This is a genomic window from Streptomyces sp. NBC_00554, assembly GCF_041431135.1.
Taxonomy (GTDB): domain Bacteria; phylum Actinomycetota; class Actinomycetes; order Streptomycetales; family Streptomycetaceae; genus Streptomyces.
The window spans coordinates 4,565,912-4,588,255 of record NZ_CP107799.1 but is presented as its reverse complement, the minus strand read 5'-3'; the positions used below and the strand labels follow the sequence as shown (position 1 = coordinate 4,588,255).

Annotated in this window: 17 protein-coding genes; 12 read left to right on the top strand and 5 right to left on the bottom strand. The window is 70.3% G+C overall.

What is annotated here, in order from left to right:
* Window positions 1–261: 261 nt before the first annotated feature.
* Together acs and OG266_RS19965 are read right to left on the bottom strand one after the other, a co-directional pair.
* Complete coding sequence (gene acs / locus OG266_RS19970) at window positions 262–2,262, bottom strand: acetate--CoA ligase (protein ID WP_371547488.1); 2,001 nt, start codon at window positions 2,260–2,262, stop codon at window positions 262–264.
* A gap of 418 nt (window positions 2,263–2,680) precedes the next feature.
* Window positions 2,681–5,086, bottom strand: coding sequence for a bifunctional SulP family inorganic anion transporter/carbonic anhydrase (locus OG266_RS19965; protein ID WP_371547485.1), 2,406 nt, complete (start codon window positions 5,084–5,086; stop codon window positions 2,681–2,683).
* A 338-nt stretch (window positions 5,087–5,424) separates the two neighbouring features.
* Between OG266_RS19965 and OG266_RS19960 the strand changes: the two genes are divergently transcribed.
* A complete protein-coding gene (locus tag OG266_RS19960; RefSeq protein ID WP_371547483.1) occupies window positions 5,425–6,696 on the top strand; it encodes a hypothetical protein in 1,272 nt (423 codons plus the stop codon).
* 21 nt (window positions 6,697–6,717) lie between these two features.
* Here the strand turns inward: OG266_RS19960 and OG266_RS19955 are convergent, their stop codons facing one another.
* Entirely contained in the window at window positions 6,718–7,698 is a 981-nt protein-coding gene (locus tag OG266_RS19955) for an ATP-binding protein (RefSeq protein ID WP_371547481.1), read from the bottom strand.
* A 101-nt stretch (window positions 7,699–7,799) separates the two neighbouring features.
* On the opposite strand from OG266_RS19955, the gene OG266_RS19950 reads away from it, so the two are divergent.
* The gene (locus OG266_RS19950) at window positions 7,800–8,624 is read left to right on the top strand and encodes a Fic family protein (RefSeq protein WP_266457277.1); all 825 of its coding nucleotides are present in this window, start codon (window positions 7,800–7,802) and stop codon (window positions 8,622–8,624) included.
* Between the two features lie 441 nt (window positions 8,625–9,065).
* Here the strand turns inward: OG266_RS19950 and OG266_RS19945 are convergent, their stop codons facing one another.
* Window positions 9,066–9,899, bottom strand: a complete 834-nt coding sequence (locus OG266_RS19945) for an HAD family phosphatase (protein WP_266457275.1) — start codon at window positions 9,897–9,899, stop codon at window positions 9,066–9,068.
* A 575-nt stretch (window positions 9,900–10,474) separates the two neighbouring features.
* On the opposite strand from OG266_RS19945, the gene ssd reads away from it, so the two are divergent.
* The 7 genes from ssd (at window position 10,475) to OG266_RS19910 (ending at window position 16,037) form a co-directional block, all read left to right on the top strand.
* Complete coding sequence (gene ssd, locus OG266_RS19940; RefSeq protein ID WP_371547478.1) at window positions 10,475–11,569, top strand: septum site-determining protein Ssd; 1,095 nt, start codon at window positions 10,475–10,477, stop codon at window positions 11,567–11,569.
* On the top strand, window positions 11,566–12,780 hold the full coding sequence (locus OG266_RS19935; RefSeq protein WP_371547476.1) for a TadA family conjugal transfer-associated ATPase: 1,215 nt from the start codon (window positions 11,566–11,568) through the stop codon (window positions 12,778–12,780). The genes ssd and OG266_RS19935 overlap by 4 nt, the downstream gene beginning before the upstream one ends.
* Window positions 12,781–12,815: 35 nt before the next feature.
* A complete protein-coding gene (locus OG266_RS19930) occupies window positions 12,816–13,691 on the top strand; it encodes a type II secretion system F family protein (RefSeq protein ID WP_371547475.1) in 876 nt (291 codons plus the stop codon).
* Complete coding sequence (locus OG266_RS19925; RefSeq protein WP_371547472.1) at window positions 13,688–14,470, top strand: type II secretion system F family protein; 783 nt, start codon at window positions 13,688–13,690, stop codon at window positions 14,468–14,470. Before OG266_RS19930 ends, OG266_RS19925 begins: the two co-directional genes overlap by 4 nt.
* Before the next feature lie 73 nt (window positions 14,471–14,543).
* Window positions 14,544–14,741, top strand: a complete 198-nt coding sequence (locus OG266_RS19920; RefSeq protein WP_371547470.1) for a DUF4244 domain-containing protein — start codon at window positions 14,544–14,546, stop codon at window positions 14,739–14,741.
* A gap of 109 nt (window positions 14,742–14,850) precedes the next feature.
* Window positions 14,851–15,183, top strand: a complete 333-nt coding sequence (locus OG266_RS19915) for a TadE family type IV pilus minor pilin (protein ID WP_371547467.1) — start codon at window positions 14,851–14,853, stop codon at window positions 15,181–15,183.
* On the top strand, window positions 15,180–16,037 hold the full coding sequence (locus OG266_RS19910) for an Rv3654c family TadE-like protein (protein ID WP_371547466.1): 858 nt from the start codon (window positions 15,180–15,182) through the stop codon (window positions 16,035–16,037). The genes OG266_RS19915 and OG266_RS19910 overlap by 4 nt, the downstream gene beginning before the upstream one ends.
* On the opposite strand, the gene OG266_RS19905 is transcribed toward OG266_RS19910, so the two are convergent.
* A complete protein-coding gene (locus tag OG266_RS19905) occupies window positions 16,034–18,487 on the bottom strand; it encodes a DEAD/DEAH box helicase (protein ID WP_371547464.1) in 2,454 nt (817 codons plus the stop codon). The genes OG266_RS19910 and OG266_RS19905 overlap by 4 nt on opposite strands.
* Before the next feature lie 80 nt (window positions 18,488–18,567).
* Here OG266_RS19905 and bldG point away from each other — a divergent pair, with 80 nt between their 5' ends.
* From bldG to OG266_RS19890, 3 genes are all read left to right on the top strand, one after another.
* On the top strand, window positions 18,568–18,921 hold the full coding sequence (gene bldG / locus OG266_RS19900) for an anti-sigma factor antagonist BldG (protein ID WP_266457251.1): 354 nt from the start codon (window positions 18,568–18,570) through the stop codon (window positions 18,919–18,921).
* A gap of 127 nt (window positions 18,922–19,048) precedes the next feature.
* Window positions 19,049–19,486, top strand: a complete 438-nt coding sequence (locus tag OG266_RS19895; protein WP_266457248.1) for an ATP-binding protein — start codon at window positions 19,049–19,051, stop codon at window positions 19,484–19,486.
* 355 nt (window positions 19,487–19,841) lie between these two features.
* Window positions 19,842–22,247, top strand: a complete 2,406-nt coding sequence (locus OG266_RS19890) for a sodium-translocating pyrophosphatase (RefSeq protein ID WP_329546311.1) — start codon at window positions 19,842–19,844, stop codon at window positions 22,245–22,247.
* Window positions 22,248–22,344 lie beyond the last annotated feature (97 nt).

The following is a 22,344-nucleotide window of genomic DNA, read 5'->3' as shown; positions in this document are numbered from 1 at the left end:
TCTTTCAGCCTGTCCGGCGTTTGAGGACGAGCGCGTCAGCGCGATGCGGGGGTCTGGGGGCGGAGCCCCCAGGAAGCAAGGGACGGGTAGGGGCGGAGGGGGCGAAGAAAACCCGTGATGTCCGTCGTGCGGGGCAAAGCCCGGCGGGGTGCAGGGGCAGAGCCCCGCAAGGATGGGCGTGCGGAGCCCCGCCGCCCGCCGGGGTGTGGGGGCGCGCAGGGCCCCCACACCAATCAGGGGCGGGTGGGCGGGGAGAACCCCTCAGTCCTCGCTCGGTGCCGCCGGCAGCTTCGCCTGGATCATGTTCATCACCGTGGAGTCGGTCAACGTCGTGACGTCACCGAGCGCCCGGTTCTCCGCCACGTCACGCAACAGCCGCCGCATGATCTTGCCGGAGCGCGTCTTAGGCAGCTCGGCCACCGGCAGGACCCGCTTGGGCTTGGCGATCGGCCCGAGCACGGTGCCCACGTGATTGCGCAGGTCCGCCACCAGCCCTTCGTCCTCGGCGGAAGCCGTCCCACGCAGGATCACGAAGGCCACGATCGCCTGCCCGGTCGTCTCGTCCGCCGCGCCCACGACCGCCGCCTCGGCGACCGACGGATGCGAGACGAGCGCCGACTCGACCTCGGTCGTCGAGATGTTGTGCCCGGACACGAGCATCACGTCGTCGACCCGCCCGAGGAGCCAGATGTCCCCGTCCTCGTCCTTCTTCGCCCCGTCCCCGGCGAAGTACTTGCCCTCGAACCGCGACCAGTACGTGTCGAGGAACCGCTGATCGTCCCCCCAGATGGTCCGCAGCATCGAAGGCCACGGCTCGGTGAGTACGAGGTAGCCGCCACCCCCGTTGGGAACCTCCCGCGCCTCGTCGTCCACGACGGTCGCCGAGATTCCCGGCAGAGCCCGCTGCGCGGAGCCGGGCTTGGTCTCCGTCACCCCCGGCAGCGGCGAGATCATCATCGCGCCGGTCTCGGTCTGCCACCAGGTGTCGACGATGGGCGTCCGGTCGCTCCCGATGTGCTTCCGGTACCAGATCCACGCCTCGGGGTTGATCGGCTCACCGACCGATCCGAGGACCCGCAGCGACGACAGATCGAACTTCGCGGGGATGTCGTCGCCCCACTTCATGAACGTACGAATGGCGGTCGGCGCCGTGTACAGGATCGTCACCCCGTACTTCTGCACGATCTCCCAGAACCGCCCCTGATGCGGGGTGTCCGGCGTCCCCTCGTACATCACCTGCGTCGCGCCGTTCGAGAGCGGCCCGTACGTGATGTACGAGTGCCCGGTGACCCAGCCGATGTCGGCCGTGCACCAGTACACGTCGGTCTCCGGCTTGAGGTCGAAGACGGCGTGGTGGGTGTACGAGGCCTGCGTGAGATAGCCGCCCGAGGTGTGCAGGATGCCCTTCGGCTTCCCGGTCGTCCCGGACGTGTAGAGGATGAACAGCGGGTGCTCGGCCTCGAACGCCTCAGGCGTGTGCTCGGCGGACTGCCGCTCGACGATCTCGTGCCACCACACGTCACGGCCGTCGGTCCAGGCGACCTCCTGCCCGGTACGGCGCACCACGAGCACCTTGTCGACCCCGTCGACCCGGCTGACCGCTTCGTCGACGGCGGGCTTGAGCGCGGACGGCTTGCCGCGCCGGTAGCCACCGTCGGAGGTGATGACCAGCTTGGCGTCGGCGTCCTGGATCCGGGTGGCGATCGCGTCCGCCGAGAACCCGCCGAACACGACCGAGTGCGCGGCACCGATACGAGCGCAGGCCAGCATCGCGACGACGGCCTCGGGGATCATCGGCAGGTAAATGGCGACCCGGTCGCCCTTCTCGACCCCCAGCTCGGTCAGCGCGTTCGCGGCCTTGCTGACCTCGTCCTTCAGCTCGGCGTAGGTGATGGCGCGGCTGTCGCCCGGCTCACCCTCGAAGTGAATGGCGACCCGGTCACCATTCCCCGCCTCCACGTGACGGTCCACGCAGTTGTACGCGACGTTCAGCTTGCCGTCCTTGAACCACTTGGCGAACGGCGGATTCGACCAGTCCAGCGTCTCGGTCGGCTCGGTGGCCCAGGTCAGCCGGCGGGCCTGCTCGGCCCAGAAGCCGAGCCTGTCAGCCTTGGCCTGCTCATACGCCTCCGCGGTGACATTGGCGTTCGCGGCCAGGTCGGCGGGCGGCGCGAACCTGCGCTCTTCCTTCAGCAGGTTGGCCAGGCTTTCGTTGCTCACGACATCTCCCTTTCCCAGGGTGTCCGTTGTGTCCCGGGCCACAGCTCATCAGACCCGGGGGCCTGGTGACAAGGGCCGACCGGAAATTGGTTTAGACCTATTGAGGCTGCATGCTAGCGGCCGGGCGCTCTTCAGAAGGACGCACTCTGGGGCACGTACGGCTCGGCGTTCGGGTTCACCCGCCAACGCTTCCCGGACTGCGGCCAAGAACAGCCGAAATCCCCCTGAAGCGAGGGGGACTCCGAGGGAAACGCACACGGGACGAGCCCGCCGCCCCGGCACACGACCCACACCAACATGGTGCGCGGCCCCGCCAACTGGGACCACGCACCACGCCCAGACCACCCGTACCGGCGTACGAGGATCATGTGCGCCCGCGCAGGAGATCACGCGTCACCCGGCCCACGAGGTCACGCGTCACGCCGTCACGCCGTCACGCGTGACAGGTTGGGACAGGTCGTCACGCAGGATGCCGCAGATCCTCCGCCGCGCCCACGTGATCGAACAGCTCGGCCCCCTCGCCGTCGGCCAGTAGGTACGCCTGCGCTTCGCCCACGTGGAAGTACATCCCGTGCAGTTCGAGCACACCCTCCCGCAGGGCCCGCGCCACGGACTCGTACGCCCGCAGATGCTCCAACTGCTGCACCACGTTGGTCAGACAGAGCTGCTCCACCGCGTCGGCGGGCGCCCGCCCGGCCAACCGCGCCCACGGCCGGTCCTTGGCGGCCATCCGCTCCAGGCTCGGCAGCCCGTGCCGCAGCCACCGCTTGAGCGGCGTCATCGCGCCTCCCGGCTCCGCGTTCATCAGGGCCTGCATCGCCCCGCACCCGGAGTGCCCGCACACCGTGATGGACCGCACCTTCAGCACGTCCACCGCGTACTCGATCGCCGCGGCCACCGAGTCGTCCCCGCTCTCCTCCCCGGGCAACGGCACGAGGTTGCCCACATTCCGTACGACGAAGAGGTCACCCGGACCACTGGACGTGATCATCGAAGTGACGAGCCGCGAGTCGGCACAGGTCAGGAACAGCTGGGACGGCCGCTGCCCCTCCCGTGCCAGCCGCGCCAGCTCACCCCGCACCAGGGGCGCGGTGTTGCGCTGGAACGCGCTGATGCCGCGCGCCAGTTGGTGCCCGCTCTCTCCACGCTCCCCGTCCCGCGCGAGTCGACCCGAGGAAGCCGTCGCTTCACCCGGCTCACCGGGCTCTCCCTGAGGGCTGCCCAGGGATACGGACTGCGGGCTCGCGGAGGGCTCGCAGTGGTGGTTGCGCCAGGGCGTCCAGGGCCGGCACCGGCAGTGTGCGGAGCCCGCGGGCTCGGCGATCCGCGCTCCGGCCCGTCCGGTGAGCTCGACGGTGCCACCTTGCGCGGAGTGCGCGTTCTGCCAGTCGTGCAGCGCCTCGAACGCCGCGTGGTCCATGAACGAGCCGTCCAACTCCACGACGGCGCTGGACCCTCGGGGCATCTGGTGCAGCGTGCGGCTGAGCCGCGGCACTGCGAGGAACGTCAACTGCCCTCGTACGCGTACGTAATGGACTCCTTCCCTCTCTTCGTGCGTGATGCGGGTGCGGGCGAGGCGGTGCAGGGCGACGCCGACGGCCACGGAGACCCCCAGCACCACGCCCTCGAGAACTCCGAGGACGACGACGCCGAGCGTGGTGACGGCGTACACCAGCACCTCGCGGTGGCGGGTGACCGTGCGAATGTGGTGCAGGGACACCATCTGGATGCCGACGGCCATCACCAGGGCGGCGAGCGATGCGAGCGGGATCAGCTCCAGGATCGGGACCATCAGCAGCGCGGCAACTACTACGAAAACGCCGTGCAGCATCGTGGAGTTCCGGCTCACGGCGCCGGCTTGCACATTCGCGGAACTTCGTACGGCGACCCCCGCGACCGGCAGTCCGCCGAGGGCGCCGGAGACGATGTTGGCGGCGCCCTGCCCGAGCAGTTCCCGGTCGAGATCGGAGCGGCCCACCCGTGCCTGCAGCTCGGGCCGTCCCGTCACCAGCTTGTCCACGGCCACGGCGCCGAGCAGGGACTGCACGCTGCACACGAGCGTGACGGTGAGAACGGCGGCCACGATTCCGAGCACCGGTCCCTCGGGCAGCCCGGCCAGCGCGTGACTGCTCCAGGACGGCAGTTCGGCCTTGGGCAGGGTCAGCCCGGCGAGCGAGGCGGTCGCGGTGGCCCCGGCGACGGCGACGAGCGCGGCCGGAACCTTGCGCAGCAGCCGGCCCACGCGCCCGGGAATCCGCGGCCAGGCAAGGAGAAGGAGCAGGGTCAGCGCGCTCATCGACACCGCTGCGGGGTCGACGTTCGCCAACTGGTCCGGCAAGGCACGGACGTTGTCGAGAACGGCGCTCTGCGGGGTGCCGCCCAGCACGATGTGGAGCTGAGCGACGGCGATGGTCACGCCGATGCCGGCGAGCATCCCGTGCACGATCGCGGGGCTGACGGCGAGCGCCGTACGGGCCACTCGCAGGTAGGACAACCCCAGTTGGGTGATTCCGGCGAGGACGGTGATGGCGCAGGTCGTGCGCCATCCGTAGAGGTGGATCAGGTCGGCGGTGACGACCGTGAGCCCGGCGGCGGGCCCGCTCACCTGGAGGGGCGAGCCGCCCAGTCGTCCGGCGACGAGTCCGCCGACGGCGGCGGCCACGAGGCCCGCCTGGAGTGGCGCGCCGGTGGCGAGGGCGATGCCGAGGGACAGAGGCAGGGCGATCAGGAAGACAGCGATCGAGGCCGACAGATCGGCGCCCGCGATACGGAATCGGCGGGGCGGAGTCGGCGGGGGGCTGTGGGGCTGGTGGATGCGCTTTTGCCGAGTCGAGTCGGCGGCGCGGGTGGGGACGCAGGCAGACATGGTTCCCGTCTCCTCCGGGGCAGCGCGGTCGCGGAACAGGTGATCCCCCGCCGGGGAGGCGGGGGGCGGGTCGCGGCCGTGGGTCACGGCGTGCAGCGGCGGGATTTTCAACGCTCGGTAAACGGATCGTAATGCAGAGTAAAGGCTTCGTGCGGAAAACCATAGCAAATGGGGCATTAATTCACCCCCTGGAGTGAAGCAGGCAATTGATCGGCTTGTCGTACTTATTCAATCTCGGCCTCGTGCGACCTTGGCGGCACTGTCGGCATATAGCCGTAGATCGCTGCATAACGCGCAAATCAACGTTGCCCAGACTGAAGGAAGAAGGCGGGCGGAAGATGGCCGTCACCCAGAGGATCGCCGCGGGCGTAGCACTCGCCGCGGCCTGCGCCACGGCGCTCGCCGGTTGCGCGCTGGACACCACCGGTTCCAAGGAAGGCGCGCATGGCGCGAAGAAGGCGGCGGGTGCTCCGGCGCCCAAGAGCGCGGTCCGCCTGATCGGCGACGGCTCCACCGCGTACACCGGCGCGCAGCCGCATCTGCCCCGGCCGGAACGGCTGAAGCCAGGTCAGAAGCCCCCGCAGTTCGTGATCTTCTCGTGGGACGGTGCGGGCGAGGACAGCCAGAAGCTGTTCTCGCACTTCCGGAAGGTCTCCAAGGCCAACAAGGCGACGATGACGTACTTCCTGAGCGGCGTGTACATGTTGCCGGAGGACAAGCGTGAGCTCTACAAGCCGCCGCAGCACTCACCGGGCAGCTCGGAGATCGGCTTCAACGACGAAGCGGGCATCGAGGAGACCGTGAAGCAGCTGCGCGGGGCGTGGCTGGAGGGCAACGAGATCGGTACGCACTTCAACGGCCACTTCTGCGGCACCGAAGGCGGGGTCGGTGACTGGTCGGTCGCGGACTGGAAGGACGAGATCGCCCAGGCGAAGTCGTTCGTGAAGTCCTGGAAGACCAACACGGGCATGAAGAAGGCGTCCCCGCTGCCCTTCGACTACGACAAGGAACTCGTCGGCGCCCGCACGCCCTGCCTGGAGGGGCAGAAGAACTTCATGAAGGCGGCCCGCGAACTGGGCTTCCGCTACGACACCTCAGGCGTCAACAACCAGGTCTGGCCCAAGAAGAAGGAAGGCCTGTGGGACCTGTCGATGCAGCTCGTGCCGTTCCCCGGGCATTCCTACGAGCAGCTCACCATGGACTACAACTTCATGGTCAACCAGTCGGGCACCACGACCCAGGGCGACCCCGACAAGCACGAGTACTGGGGCGACCAGATGCGTGACGGCCTCCTCAAGGGCTTCGACCGCGCCTACGACGGCAACCGCGCGCCGCTGATCATCGGCAACCACTTCGAGTCCTGGAACGGCGGCACCTACATGCGCGCCATCGAAGAGGTCATCGAGCGCGTCTGCACCAAGTCCGACGTGCGCTGCGTCTCCTTCCGGCAACTCGCCGACTGGCTCGACGTGCAGGACCCCGCCACCCTGGACAAGCTCCGCGGCCTCAAGGTCGGCGAGACCCCGAAGCAGGGCTGGGCGTCCCTCCTCTCGGGCCGCCCCGCCCCGGCCCCGAAGGGCGTCCCCGGGGCGCCGGCGGTCAAGCCCTAGCAGTCCCGCGTGGGCCGGTGCTCAAGCCGTGGCCACCAGCCCCTCACCGAGCACGAAGCCGGGGTCGACCTGCGCCGCCAGGTCCGCCCCGGTCCGCTCGTTGCCCCAACTGCCGGCGTTCTTCAGGTGGAAGTGGACCATCTGGCGCGTGTAGCGCTCCCAGTCGCGCCGTTCGTACATGGCGTCGGCGGCGCTCTGCAGGGAGTGCAGGGAGCGGCGGTTGCCCTCCTCCAGGAACTCGAACCGGGGCGAGCGGCCCTTCTCCATGGAGCGCACCCAGTCCGAGTGCCCGACCGTGACCAGGAGGTCGTCACCGACTTCGGTGCGGAGGAAGTCGATGTCGTCCTGGCCCTGCACCTTGTTGCCGACGACCTTCAGGGCGACGCCGAAGTCGCGGGCGTACTCCTTGTACTGGCGATAGACGGAGATGCCCTTCCGGGTCGGCTCGGCGACGAGGAACGTGATGTCGAACCGGGTGAACATGCCGGACGCGAAGGAGTCCGAGCCCGCCGTCATGTCGACGACGATGTACTCGCTCTGGCCGTCGACGAGATGGTTCAGGCAGAGCTCCACTGCACCGGTCTTGGAGTGGTAGCAGGCCACTCCCAAATCGGCCTCGGTGAAGGGGCCGGTGACCATCAAACGGACGGCGCCGCCGTCGAGTTCCACCGGCCGGGCGCACGCCTTGTAGACCGGATTCTCCTCGCGCACCCGCAGCAGTCGTGACCCCTCGCCGGGCGGGGTCGTCTTGATCATCGTCTCGGCGGACGTGATGCGGGCGTTGGTGCCGCGCAGGTACTCCTTGATCAGCGGCAGCCGCTCGCCCATCGCGGGCAGTCCGGCGGCGACCGTCTCATCGAGGCCCAGTGCGGTCCCCAGATGCTGGTTGATGTCGGCGTCCACCGCGACGACCGGCGCCCCTGAGGCCACGAGGTGGCGGATGAAGAGCGAGGACAGGGTGGTCTTGCCGCTGCCGCCCTTCCCAACGAAAGCAATTTTCATGTTCACCAAGGGTAGTCGGGTGATCGCCCTGGGTGCACTGCTCGCGTGAAGAAGACCACTCCATCGTGGGGCGGCGGGCAAGGGTGCGTAATGTCGTACTCATGAGTACGACAGGCGCGACCGCCGATCCGCTCGCGGCCCTGGGCTCGCTTCCCGGGGTGGCCGAATCCGTGGAGTCCGTCCGCAAGGCCGTGGACCGGGTCTACGGGCACCGGATCATGCGGCGTCGCAGCAACGAGATCACGTCCGAGGCGGCGCTGCGCGGCGCACGCGGATCCGCGGCGCTGTCCGGCGCCGACTGGGCCCTCGAAGAGGTGCGCCGTCGCACCGACTTCAGCGCGGACGAAGAGGGCCGTACGGTCGGCGCGGCCCTCCGGCTGACCGCGGAGGCGGGCCAACTGCTCTCCATCTGGCGGCAGTCGCCCCTTCGGGTGCTGGCCCGGCTGCACCTGGTGGCGGCCGCGGACAAGGGCGACGAGGTCGGTCGTCCGCGCCAGGACGGTGAACCGGTGGACGAGCCGCTCGTCGAGCTGCCACTGCCGGACGCCGACGAGGTCGCCGGCCGTCTCGAAGGCCTCTCCCAGCTGATCATCGCGGGCGGCTCGGCCCCCGCCCTGGTGACGGCGGCCGTGGTGCACGGCGAACTCCTCGCCCTGCGTCCCTTCGGCTCCCACAACGGCCTGGTCGCACGCGCGGCCGAACGCATCGTCCTGATCGGCAGCGGCCTCGACCCGAAGTCCGTCTGCCCGGCGGAGGTCGGCCATGGCGAACTCGGCCGCGCGGCCTACGCGGCAGCCCTGGACGGCTATGCCTCCGGTACTCCGGAGGGGATGGCGGCCTGGATCGCCCATTGCGGCAAGGCGGTTGAGCTGGGAGCCAGGGAGTCGACGGCCGTCTGCGAGGCGCTTCAGCGCGGGGCGGCGTAAAGCTCGTACTTCGTACGGCTTGAAAAACGCCCCCTACTAAGAGGGCGAAAAACTCCCTGAACAGGGTTGCGGCGGTACGAGGTCTCGTACCGCCGCTGGCATGTTCACCGGGTTACCAGGCGTCCTCGAATGTTGCCCATCAGGCCGGGAACTGTGGCCCGTTTCCTGGTGCGGCTGGCCCGTAATCGACGGGTCGACGTCGCGTGGGTGCTCGATGTTCATGCTCGGTCCGTGGGGCCTTGGTTGCGTTTAAAGGTGATCCTCTCGGATGTCCTTGGTCTCGCGGGCCGTTAACCCCTTTGTACTCCAGGTCCAGAGGAAGCGGAACCCCTGGCTGCAGTTCTTTACTTTTAGGTTCAAACGGGTTCGAAACGGGCGTGAGTGTGCTGCCCACGCACGCGTGACGTGAGCCGTGCCGCTGTGACGTGATCCGTGACGCGATCACACCACCGTCGCGCGCCGCCGGCTCGCGTACCAGACGAGTCCCGCCGTGGCCGCCGCCGCTCCTATCGCGGCCGCCGCGACGAGCGCCGGACGGGGCGGTACGGACAGGGTGGGCAGTCGCTGCTTCAGCCGGACCGGACGGTGGAAGTCCAGAATCGGCCACGAGCGGGCGAGGGCCTCGCGCCGCAGGGTGCGGTCCGGATTCACCGCGTGCGGATGGCCCACGGACTTCAGCATCGGCAGGTCGGTCGCCGAGTCGCTGTAGGCGTAGCAGCGTGAGAGGTCGTACCCCTCGGACTCGGCGAGTTCCCTGACCGCCTCGGCCTTCGTCGGCCCGTACGCGTAGTACTCCACCTCCCCGGTGAAGCAGCCGTCCTCGCCCACGACCATGCGGGTCGCCACCACGCGGTCCGCGCCGAGCAGTTCGCCGATCGGCTCGACCACCTCCGCACCGGACGTGGACACGATCACGACATCGCGGCCGGCGATGTGGTGCTCCTCGATGAGGGAGGCGGCCTCGTCGTAGATGATCGGGTCGATGAGGTCGTGCAGCGTCTCGGCGACGATCTCCTTGACCTGCTGAACGTTCCAGCCGCGGCACATCGCGGAGAGGTACTTCCGCATCCGCTCCATCTGGTCGTGGTCGGCGCCGCCCGCCAGGAATACGAACTGGGCATATGCGGTGCGCAAGGCGGCCCTGCGGTTGATCAGACCGCCTTGGTAGAACGACTTGCTGAACGTGAGCGTGCTCGACTTCGCAATGACCGTCTTGTCCAGATCAAAGAAGGCTGCTGTGCGAGGCAAGGAGTGGTTTTCCACGAGCATGAGCATAGGCGCCCACCATTCGGCGTAAGGTGAGGCGCGTGGGTTTGCCTGAGAGAGCTCTCGGGTACACCATGGAAGTCACGGATCGTTCGCGACCGTGCTAACCCGGTCTGGCTCCTCCCCCCCCCGAGTCGGACCGTGGGGACGACCCCCGCTCTCCCCCCCGGCGGGGGTCGTCGCATGTCCGGATGCATTTCTTCCCCCACTTGCGCGGCCTCGGGACCCTGTTGTCCCCGTTGAGGCCGCGCTTTTGCGTGTGCGTGATTCGTCACCGTGTGTAGCTGTGGGGCTGCTCTGGGGGAGTCGCCAGGCGGTCACCGGTATGGGTGAAGGCGATATTCACAGGCCCTGAGTTGTCCACAGAAATCGACCAAGATCCACACGATTTCCGGGATCGCTGCACCGTGATTCCAGCGCGCTCCGCTCACGGCAAGTTCATGGCCGGTTCCGTTTGTTGGGCGCGTTTGGCCGGTTCGTATCGGCCGTTCATATGGAGGCCGGTTGCCGGCTCTTCACACGAGCGGGAATCAGCGGGGCCGCAGAGGGCCCCGCGCAGGAAGCAGCGAAGGGGGCTGGAGATCGTGGCGGGAGTCATCACACACGACCGGCCGCCCGCCGCCGAGGGGCGGCAGGGCGGACCATTGATCGTCACGGAGGACGCCGAGCTACTGGACGACCTGCTGCGCCTGTGCGCGGCGGCGGGCGCCAGGCCGGAAGTCCACCACGGGGTGCCGGAGCACAGAGGCAGCTGGGAGGCCGCGCCTCTCGTGCTGGTCGGCGACGATGCCGCGCGGCGGGTGCGGGGTGCCGCGCGCAGGCGTGGAGTGGTTCTGGTCGGCCGGGATCAGGACGATTCCGGTGTCTGGCGGCGGGCTGTCGAGATCGGCGCCGACCACGTCCTGATGCTGCCCGATGGCGAGCAATGGCTTGTCGACCGCATCGCCGACGTGGCGGAAGGAGTCGGTAGGCCCGCGCTCACCGTCGGCGTGCTCGGCGGGCGTGGCGGGGCCGGAGCGTCCACGCTGGCCTGCGCGCTCGCCGTCACCTCGGCGCGTGAGGGGCGCCGCACGTTGCTCGTGGACGCGGATCCGCTGGGTGGCGGACTCGATGTACTCCTGGGCGGAGAGGGGGTCGAAGGCCTGCGCTGGCCGGCGTTCGCCGCCTCGCGGGGCCGGGTCGGCGGTGGCGCCCTGGAGGAGTCCCTGCCCGAACTGCACGCGCTGCGGGTCCTGAGCTGGGATCGCGGCGACTCCGTCGCCATTCCGCCGCAGGCCGTGCGGGCGGTCCTGGCCGCCGCCAGACGGCGCGGCGGTGCGGTGGTCGTCGATCTGCCACGCCGCATCGACGAAGGCGTCGCCGAGGCCCTCGCCCAACTCGACCTCGGGGTGCTGGTGGTCCCCGCCGACCTGCGCGCCATCGCGGCGGCCGGACGCGTGGCCTCCTCGGTCGGCATGGTCCTGCGCGATCTCCGGGTCGCGGTGCGCGGACCGTATGCCCCCGGCCTCGACGACCGCGAGGTGGCCCGGCTGCTTGGGCTGCCGCTGGTGGGTGAAGTGCCGGTCGAACCACCGCTGTTGGACGGTGGCGTGCCGCCCGGGGGATCGGCGCGAGGGCCACTCGCCCGGTTCTGCTCGGCCTTCTGGCAGCGGGTTCCCGTGGAAGGCGGGGGCGTATGAGCTGGGACGCCGCTACGGGGATGGACTGCGGTGCGGGTCTCGGCGGGCCTACGGGCCTGCTGGACGGCGTACGACAGTGGCTCGCGGAGAGCGGCTCCGAACCCACCCCCGCGCGCGTGGCACAAGCCCTGCGCGAACAGGGCCGCGTGCTGGGGGATGCGGAAGTCCTCGGTGCGGCCGAGCAGTTGCGTTCCGAACTGGTCGGCAGCGGCCCGCTGGAACCGCTGCTGGCCGATCCGTCGGTCACCGACGTACTGGTGTCGGCACCGGACCGCGTGTGGGTGGACCGGGGCGGCGGCCTGGAGCTGACGGCCGTCTCCTTCGCGGACGCGGCGGCGGTACGACGTCTCGCACAGCGCCTCGCGGCCGTTGCTGGGCGAAGGCTGGACGACGCCCGGCCATGGGTCGACGCCCGGCTTCCGGACGGCACCCGCCTGCACGCGGTACTGCCGCCGGTCGCCGTCGGCTCGACCTGCCTGTCCCTCCGGGTCGTACGGCCACGCGCGTTCACGCTCGACGAGTTGATGGCGGCGGGCACGGTGCCGCCCGGCGGGGACCAGGTGTTGAGAGCGCTACTGGATGCCAGGTTGTCGTTCCTGGTCAGCGGTGGGACCGGGACGGGCAAAACGACCTTGCTGAGCGCGCTGTTGGGGCTGGTCGGCCCCGGTGAGCGGATCGTGCTCGCCGAGGACTCGGCGGAGCTGCGGCCCGACCATCCCCATGTGGTGCGCCTGGAGGGGCGGCCCGCCAACCAGGAGGGCGTCGGGCTCGTCGCGCTCCAGGACCTGGTCCGGCAGGCCCTGCGGATGAGACCGGACCGGCTGGTCGTCGGTGAAGTGCGCGGGCCGGAGGTCGTGTCCTTGCTGGCCGCGCTGAACACCGGCCATGAGGGCGGCTGCGGAACGGTGCACGCGAACGCTGCGGCGCAGGTGCCCGCCCGCCTGGAGGCGCTGGGTACGGCTGCAGGGCTCGACCGGGCCGCGCTGCACAGCCAGTTGGCGGCGGCGCTGTCGGTGGTCCTGCATCTCGTACGCGACCGGGCCGGGCGGCGGCGGATCGCCGAGGTGCATGTGCTCGAACGGGACCCCTCGGGGCTGGTGGTGACGACGCCCGCGCTGCGGTGGGGCGCAGAGGCCTTCGTGCACGAGCGGGGGTGGGAGCGGCTGGAGGGGCTGCTCCGGGACGGGAGCGATGGGGGCGGACTGCTGTGACGGGGACAGGAGGCCTGGTGTGAACGGGGAGTGGGATGGCGATCGGTGAGATGTCCGGGATGTCGGCGGGGGCGGCCATGGTGTGCGCCGGGGCGGCGGCCTGGTTGATGGGCGGGTGGAACTCGGGGGCGCGCAGGGCGAGGTTGCTGGTGGCGGGTGGGGGAGTGGTGGGGGCCGGTCCGCCGCCCTGGGAGAAGGCGCTCGTCGGATGGCGGCGGCTGCGCGGGCGCCTGCGGGCCGAAGGGTGGTCGGTGGTCGCCGGGCTGGTGGTCGCGTTGATCGGTGCGTCCGTGGTGCCGCTGTTCCTCGGGTTGGTCGGGGTGCCCTTGCTCCGGCGGGTGCGGCGGGCCGCGGAGGCTCGGCGGGAGCTGGAGCGGCGAGGGGATGCGGTGATCGCCCTGTGCAGGGCGCTCGCCGGCGAGGTGCGGGCCGGGAGGCAGCCGGGCGAGGCCCTGCTCCGGGCCGCGCGTGACTCGGCCGGGCTCGGCGAGGCACAGGCGCTGGTGCTGGCGGCGGCGCGGTTCGGCGGTGATGTGCCGGGCGCGCTCACCGACGCGGCACGGCAGCCGGGGGCCGACGGGCTGGTGGGACTCGCCGCGTGCTGGCGTGTGGCTGTGGACCGGGGCGCGGGGCTTGCCGCGGGGCTCGACAGGCTGGAGGGGGCGCTGCGTGCCGAGAGAGACCAAAGGGCTGATCTACGGGCTCAGTTGGCCGGATCGCGGTCCACGGCGGTGATGCTCGCTGGGCTTCCGGTGCTGGGGCTCCTGCTCGGTACCGCGTTGGGCGCCGATCCGCTGCACGTGCTGCTGCACACGGGACCCGGCTTGGCCTGTCTGCTGATCGGCGGGGTGCTGGAGGGCGTGGGGCTGTGGTGGGCGATGCGGATCGTGAGAGGAGCGGAGTCGGCATGAGTACGGAGGTTGTCCACAGGCTGGGGGTGATCGTGTGGGGAGCGCTGGCGCTCGGATGGCTGGCGCGGTCGCTCTGGGCGGCGCGGCGTCGACGGTTGGTGCGGCGGAGGCTCGCCGAGTTGCTGGCCCTGGAGGCGGCGTCGAGGGGACGGCGCCTGGAGTTGCGGGGCGTCGGGCGGCGGTGGCTGCCGGTGGTGGGTGCCGTGTGCGCCGGCTGGGTGCTGGTCGGGGGGCTCGCCGGAGGTCTGGTGGGACTGGCGGCCGGGTTCGGGGTCTGGCGGTGGCGGCAGCGGCGGGGAGCTGACCCTGTCGCGGAGTACGACGGGGCGCGGGCCGCGCGACAACTTCCGCTTGCCGCCGATCTGGTCGCGGCGTGCATCGCGGCAGGCGCGGGCCCCGTAGTGGCGGCTCAGGCCGTCGGCGAGGCCCTGGGAGGGCCTGTGGGTGAGCGGCTCGCGCGAGGTGCGGCGGAGATGCGGCTCGGGAGTGAACCGGTCGCGGCGTGGCGGAAGTTGGCGTCGATACCGGGCGCCGGGCCGCTGGCAAGGCTCCTGGAGCGCGCGGGTGAGGCGGGTGTACCGGCGGCCGTGCCCGTCGGGCGCCTCGCCGCCGAGGCCCGCGCCGAGTGGGGGCGCACCGCCACGGCACGAGCGCGCCGGGCGGCCGTCATGGTCACCGCGCCTGTGGGGCTGTGCTTTCTGCCCGCGTTCCTCGCGATCGGCGTGCTGCCCGTGGTGATCGGGCTGGCTGGCGGGCTGTTGGGAGGGGGTGATGGATGACGGGTCAGGGCGACGGTGACGGTGTTCGGTGAACGGCAATTGACCAATGGGCTTGGACCTTACGGGGGTTGAGATGGGCAAGGCAGTACGGGTGCGGGCGTGGTTGCTCGGGCTGGTGCGGAGGGACGCGGGAATGGTCACCTCCGAGTACGCGGTGGGGATCATCGCGGCGGTCGCCTTCGCGGCCGCGCTCTACAAGGTGCTGACGAGTGGGCAGGTCAGCGCGGAGTTGCAGGGGATCGTGGAGCGGGCGCTCAATGTCCAGATGTGAACGGAAGACGGGGGCGGCGAGGGCGAGTCGGGTGGCGCCGGTGGTGAGCGGGCCGGCTCCGGCCGAACGAGGGGCTCCCGGCCCCCTGCGCTGCCGGGACCGCGGATACGTGACCGCCGAGGCGGCCGTGGTGCTGCCCGCGCTGGTGCTCGTCGCGATGTCGCTGGTCTGGGCGCTGCTCGCCGCGTCCGCGCAGATCCAGTGCCAGGACGCGGCGAGGGCGGGTGCCCGCGCGGCGGCCCGCCAGGACCCGCCCGACGCCGTCCTGACGACGACGCGCCGCGCGGCACCGCGGGGCGCACGAGTCGAGGTGAGCCGGGAAGGCGACCTGGTCCGGGTGACGGTCACCGCGAGCGCGCCGGGTCCCGACGCGCTGACCCTGGAGCTGAGCGATGAGGCGGCGGCTCTGGCGGAGGAGACGGTGGGGGTGAGCGGGGGATGACGGGAGGTGGTCGGCCAGGTGCGGTGGGCCGCAACTGCGCTGCTCGGGAGTCGGGTTGCTCGAATCGGTTGAGTGCGTCGGATTCGCCGAGCGCATTGGCTGGGTCTGGTGAGTCCGCTCGGTCCGGCAGACCTGCCAGATCAGAGCGGCCCGCTCGGTCGGACGGGCCGGCGAGGTCGGAGCAGTCGGCTCGGTCGGACAGGCGCGCGAGGCGCGCTAGGCCAGCCAGTCCCGCGAGGCCAGCCAGGCTTGACGGTTCAGCCAGACCCGACACGGCAGTCCGGTCCGACAGAGGCTCGGCGACCGTCTGGTCGGTCGGGGTGATCGCCGTGCTGTGCGTTGTGTTCGGGGTGGTTCTGGCCATGGGGCAGGTCGTCCTGGTCCGTCACCGGGCGGCGGGTGCGGCCGACCTGGCGGCGCTCGCCGCGGCGGACCACTGGATGGACGGCGCGACGGCGGCCTGCGCCGCGGCGGACCGAGTGGCACGGGCCCAGCACGCGCGGCTCGTCAGGTGCGCGATCGGCGGCGAGATCTCGGACGTCACGGCGGCGTCGGGCCGGGAGCCGTTCGCTGCGGAGGTCAGGTCGAGAGCGGGACCGGCGGGACCCGTGCAGTCGGCGGGATCTGCGGATCCGACGGGCCCCGCCCAGCCGGCCGAGCCACCGGGATCGGGACCCGGATCGGGACCCGGATCGGGACCCGGATCGGGACCCGGATCGGGACCCGGATCGGGACCCGGATCGGGACCCGGATCGGGACCCGGATCGGGATCGGGACCCGGACCGGCACCGCCACCGGTCCCGCCCGGCCCGCCGCAGGACCGGCCAGGTGACGTCGGTGCCCCGACCGGCTAGTCCTCCGGCGCCTCCCGCAGCAGCTCCGCGAGCAACCGAACCGCCCCCCGCTTGTGCAACGGGTCGTTCCCGTTGCCGCACTTGGGGGACTGGATGCAGGACGGGCAGCCGGCGTCGCACTCGCAGGAGGCGATGGCTTGCCGGGTGGCGGTGAGCCAGTTGCGGGCGGTGTGGAAGGCACGCTCGGCGAAGCCCGCGCCGCCGGGGTGGCCGTCGTACACGAAGACCGTGGGCAGCAGGGTGTCCGGGTGCAGCGGGACGGAGACACCGCCGATGTCCCAGCGGTCGCACGTGGCGAAGAGCGGGAGCATACCGATGGACGCGTGCTCGGCGGCGTGCAGGGCGCCGCCGAGGATCTCCGGGTTGATCCGGGCCGCGTCGAGTTGGTCCTCGGTGACCGTCCACCACACGGCGCGCGTACGGAGCGTACGAGGAGGCAGGTCGAGTTTCGTCTCGCCCAGAACTTCACCCGTGATGACACGTCGACGCAGGAAGGAGACGACCTGGTTGGTGACTTCGACGGAGCCGTAGCACAACCGGCCCTGACCCCAGGGGAGTTCGATGTCCGTCTCCAGGACGGAGATGGCGGTCGTGTCGCGGGCGACCGTCGAATACGGCGGGTTGGCCTCCTCGACCAGGGCGACGGAGTCCTCCAGGTCCAGTTTGCGCACCAGGTACGTACGGCCCTGGTGCAGGTGGACCGCGCCCTCGTGGACCGTCGTGTGCGAGGCGCTCGCGTCGACAGTGCCGAGCAGCCGGCCGGTGCCGGCCTCGACGATCTGCACGGGGCTGCCGCCCTCACCGCGGATGTCGGTCAGGTCCGCGGCCCGCTCCCGGCGCGTCCAGTGCCACGCCTTCGTCCGGCGGCGCAGCAGCTTCGCGGCCTCCAGCTGCGGCAGCAGGCCCGGGGCTGCCGGTCCGAAGAGCTCCAAGTCCTCGTCCGTGAGCGGGATTTCGGCGGCGGCCGCGCACAGGTGCGGGGCGAGGACGTACGGGTTGTCCGGGTCGAGGACGGTGGACTCCACCGGCTGGTCGAAGAGGGCCTCGGGGTGGTGGACGAGGAAGGTGTCAAGCGGGTCGTCGCGGGCGACGAGGATCGCCAGCGCGCCCTGTCCGGAGCGTCCGGCGCGGCCCGCCTGCTGCCACAGAGAGGCCCGGGTGCCCGGGTAGCCCGCGATGACGACGGCGTCCAACCCGGAGACGTCGACGCCGAGTTCGAGGGCGGTGGTGGCGGCGAGGCCGAGGAGTTCGCCGGAGTGGAGGGCGCGTTCGAGGGCGCGGCGTTCCTCCGGGAGGTAGCCGCCGCGGTACGCGGCCACACGCCGGGCCAGTGAGCGGTCGATCTCGGCGAGGCGTTCCTGGGCGATCACCGCGATCAGCTCGGCGCCGCGGCGGGAACGTACGAAGGCGATCGAGCGCATGCCCTGGAGGGTGAGGTCGGTGAGGAGGTCCGCGGTCTCGGCGGTGGCGGTACGGCGGACGGGGGCGCCCTTCTCGCCGTGCAGTTCGGTGAGAGGGGGTTCCCAGAGGGCGAAGACCAGTTCGCCGCGTGGGGAGGCGTCGTCGGCGACCTCGACCACCGGGAGGCCCGTCAGGCGGCGTGCGGCGACCGAGGGTTCGGCGGCGGTCGCGGAGGCCAGCAGGAAGACGGGAGAGGCGCCGTAGTGGGCGCAGAGGCGGCGCAGGCGGCGCAGGACCTGGGCGACATGGGAGCCGAAGACACCGCGGTAGGTGTGGCACTCGTCGATGACGACATAGCGCAGGGCACGGAGGAAGGAGGACCAGCGGGGGTGGGAGGGCAATATCCCGCGGTGCAGCATGTCGGGGTTGGTCAGGACGTAGTTGGCGTACTGACGTACCCATTCGCGTTCCTCGAAGGGGGTGTCCCCGTCGTACACGGCTGGGCGTACCGCGTTCCCCAGAGGTTGTGAAAGTTCCTTCACAGATCGGCGCTGATCTGCGGCGAGGGCCTTCGTCGGGGCGAGGTAGAGGGCGGTCGCGCCGCGGCCGTTCGGGGCCTCGGAGCCGTCCAGGAGGGCCGTCAGGACGGGGGCGAGATACGCCAGGGACTTGCCGGAGGCCGTGCCGGTGGCGACGATCACCGACTCGCCGTCCAGGGCGTGCTCCGCGGCCAGTGCCTGGTGGGCCCAGGGGTGTTCGATTCCCGCGGCCTGCACCGCGGCGATGACCTCCGAGCGGATCCGGTCGGGCCAGACTGCATGGCGGCCCTCACGTGGGGGCAAGTGCTCCGTATGAGTGATGCGCGAAGCCCGGCTCGGCCCCGAGGCGAGCCGGTCCAGGACCGTGCTCGGCGAGGGGCGGGAAGCGGTGTCCGTCGAGGGTCGATCGGATCGGTGATTCTTGGCCATCGGCATCGAGTGTGTCACTGGCGTGACGGACAATGGGGCCAAGGCGTCGTGCACGCCTGCCGGTAAGTGATTGAATGCCATCGCGGCTGGCGAACCGTCCCGGGGGCTCTGCCGAGGTGTCCCGTGGGGCGACCGCTCGATAGCAAGGTGCTGGAGGATTCGTGGACCTGTCTCTGTCGACTCGCAGTGTGTCCGGCCCTAACGGCGACCGTACGGTCGTCGAGGTCGGTGGCGAAATCGATGTATATACCGCGCCCAAGCTGCGCGAGCAGCTGGTCGAGCTGGTGAACGACGGCAGTTTCCACCTTGTCGTCGACATGGAGGGCGTCGACTTCCTCGACTCCACCGGGCTCGGCGTTCTGGTGGGCGGCCTGAAGCGCGTGCGTGCCCACGAGGGCTCGCTGCGGCTGGTCTGCAACCAGGAGCGCATTCTGAAGATCTTCCGTATCACCGGCCTCACCAAGGTGTTCCCGATCCACACCTCGGTCGAGGAAGCGGTGAACGCCACCGACTGACCCGTCCGCGGGCCGCGAGCCGACGGACGGCAGAAGTCGCGCGCCCATGACGGCAGAAGCAAGGAAGGGGGGACCGGGCCCTGGTGGCCCGGCCCTCCGACAGCACGCCCGTAGCTGAGGGGGATGCATGGCCACCGTTGAGCTCCGCTTCAGCGCGCTGCCCGAGCACGTCAGGACCGCCCGACTGGTGGCGGCAGCGGTGGCGCGCAGGGCCGGAGTGGACGAGGCCGTACTCGACGAGGTCAGACTCGCTGTCGGCGAGGCCTGTACCCGTGCCGTCGGACTGCACCAGAGCAGCGGCATCTCGGCGCCGGTGCGGGTGCTGCTGATCGAGGAGGAGAAGCAGTTCTCCATCGAGGTCGGCGACGAAGCGCCGCGCACGGCTCCCGGTGAGTCGGTGCCCGGCGCCTCCCCCGGCGACCCGGACGCGGAGACCGAGGAGGACGAGATGGGGCTCGCGGTCATCAGCGGCCTCGTCGACGACGTCGAGGTCACCGCCGGGGAGAACGGCGGACTGATCAGGATGAGCTGGCCGACCACGCCGCCGGCCCCGCTCGTTCCCTGACATCCCCGTCTCACCCCCTGACTCCACCCCCACCTCCAACCTCGTAAGTGACGACGTGGGTAACCAGAAGGGCCCTGCTGAGCAGGGCCCTTCTGCATGTCCGGCACTCGCACGGCCGGCTCGTTCGTCTCACGGGCCCCTTTTCGTGAATTGATTCACGATCATTCACGCGATTATTTGATCAAGCGTCAACGGTTTTGGGGCATTACCTCTTTCGAGCCCCATGGATACCCGGCGATCATTTGCTGAAGAGCATGTGAAGGCGAATTCCGTTTACCGCCCACTGTTTTGATCAGGTTCCGGTACCTACAATCCGTCCACATCTTGAGCTCAGCACAGGCGTCAAGGAGGACGAATGGCGGGGCTTTCTACCCCTCAGCAGTTTGACCACCCCACAACCTTCGCAGCCGCAGTACTGACGGATGACAACCGTCTGATCGTGATGGTCATCGGAGTCGTCGCGCTCGCGGCGCTCGTGGTCGCCGGGGTCCTGGTGCGCCAGGTACTCGCGGCGGGCGAGGGCACCGACAGCATGAAGGAGATCGCCAAGGCGATCCAGGAAGGCGCCAATGCCTACCTGGGACGGCAGATGCGCACCCTCGCGGTATTCGCCGCCGTGGTGTTCTTCCTGCTCATGCTGCTTCCGGCGGACGACTGGAATCAGCGTGCCGGACGGTCGATCTTCTTCTTGATCGGCGCGGCGTTCTCGGCGACCACCGGCTATATCGGTATGTGGCTCGCCGTACGGAGCAATGTCCGCGTGGCCGCCGCGGCAAGGGAAGCGACTCCGGCGGAGGGTGAGCCCGAAAAGGATCTCACCGCCGTCTCGCACAAAGCCATGAAGATCGCTTTCCGCACGGGTGGCGTCGTCGGCATGTTCACGGTGGGGCTCGGTCTGCTGGGCGCCTCGTGTGTGGTGCTGGTGTACGCGGCCGACGCCCCGAAGGTCCTCGAGGGCTTCGGTCTCGGTGCCGCGCTGATCGCGATGTTCATGCGTGTCGGCGGCGGCATCTTCACCAAGGCCGCCGACGTCGGCGCCGACCTGGTCGGCAAGGTCGAGCAGGGCATTCCGGAGGACGATCCGCGCAATGCCGCGACCATCGCCGACAACGTGGGCGACAACGTCGGCGACTGTGCCGGTATGGCCGCGGACCTCTTCGAGTCCTACGCCGTGACGCTCGTCGCCGCGCTGATCCTCGGCAAGGCCGCGTTCGGCGACGCCGGGCTCGCGTTCCCGCTGATCGTGCCCGCGATCGGCGTACTCACCGCGATGGTCGGCATCTTCGCAGTGGCGCCCCGGCGCTCCGACCGCAGCGGCATGTCCGCGATCAACCGGGGGTTCTTCATCTCCGCGGTGATCTCGCTGGTGCTGGTGGCCGTGGCCGTTTACACCTATCTGCCGGGGAAGTACGCCGACCTCGACGGCGTCACGGACGCGGCGATCACGGCCAAGGACGGCGACCCGCGGATCCTCGCGGTCCTCGCCGTCGCGATCGGCATCGTCCTGGCCGCGCTGATCCAGCAGTTGACCGGCTACTTCACCGAGACCACCCGCCGTCCCGTGCGGGACATCGGCAAGAGTTCGCTCACCGGCGCGGCCACCGTCGTCCTCGCCGGTATCTCCATCGGTCTCGAGTCGGCCGTCTACACCGCCCTGTTGATCGGCCTCGGCGTGTACGGGGCCTTCCTGCTCGGCGGTACGTCGATCATGCTGGCGCTCTTCGCCGTGGCGCTTGCCGGCACCGGTCTGCTCACCACGGTCGGCGTGATCGTGGCGATGGACACCTTCGGGCCGGTCTCCGACAACGCTCAGGGCATCGCCGAGATGTCCGGTGACGTCGAGGGCGCGGGCGCGCAGGTGCTCACCGACCTGGACGCCGTGGGCAACACCACCAAGGCCATCACCAAGGGCATCGCCATCGCCACTGCCGTACTGGCCGCGGCGGCGCTCTTCGGCTCGTACCGCGACGCGATCCTCACGGCCGCGAACGAAGTCGGCGAGAAGGTCTCGGGGCCGGGCGCGCCCATGAACCTGATGATGGACATCTCGCAGCCCAACAACCTGGTGGGTCTCATCGCGGGCGCCGCGGTCGTCTTCCTCTTCTCGGGGCTGGCGATCAACGCGGTATCGCGGTCCGCCGGGGCAGTGGTCTACGAGGTGCGGCGGCAGTTCCGCGAGCACCCCGGGATCATGGACTACACCGAGAAGCCCGAGTACGGGCGCGTCGTCGACATCTGCACCAAGGACGCGCTGCGCGAACTGGCCACGCCCGGTCTGCTCGCCGTACTCACTCCGATCGCGATCGGCTTCTCGCTCGGGGTCGGCGCGCTCGGCTCGTTCCTCGCGGGAGCGATCGGCACCGGCACGCTGATGGCGGTCTTCCTCGCGAACTCGGGCGGTGCCTGGGACAACGCGAAGAAACTCGTCGAGGACGGCCACCACGGCGGCAAGGGCAGCGAAGCCCATGCCGCGACGGTGATCGGCGACACCGTCGGTGACCCCTTCAAGGACACCGCGGGCCCCGCGATCAACCCGCTGCTCAAGGTGATGAACCTGGTGGCGTTGCTGATCGCACCCGCGGTCGTCAAGTTCTCGTACGGCGACGACAAGAGCGTCGGGATGCGCGTGCTGATCGCGGTGCTCTCGATCGCTGTCATCGTGGGCGCCGTGTACATCTCCAAGCGGCGCGGGATCGCCGTGGGTGACGAAGGCAACGCGGAAAGGGTGGCCAAGACGGCCGACCCCGCAGTGGTGTCGTAGGGGTCGCACGGTGCCTGGCCTCGCACCTGGTCAGGGTTCCGAAGGGCTCCACTCAATGGGCGGGCGGACGGCGCGTGCACACGTGCCGTCCGCCCGC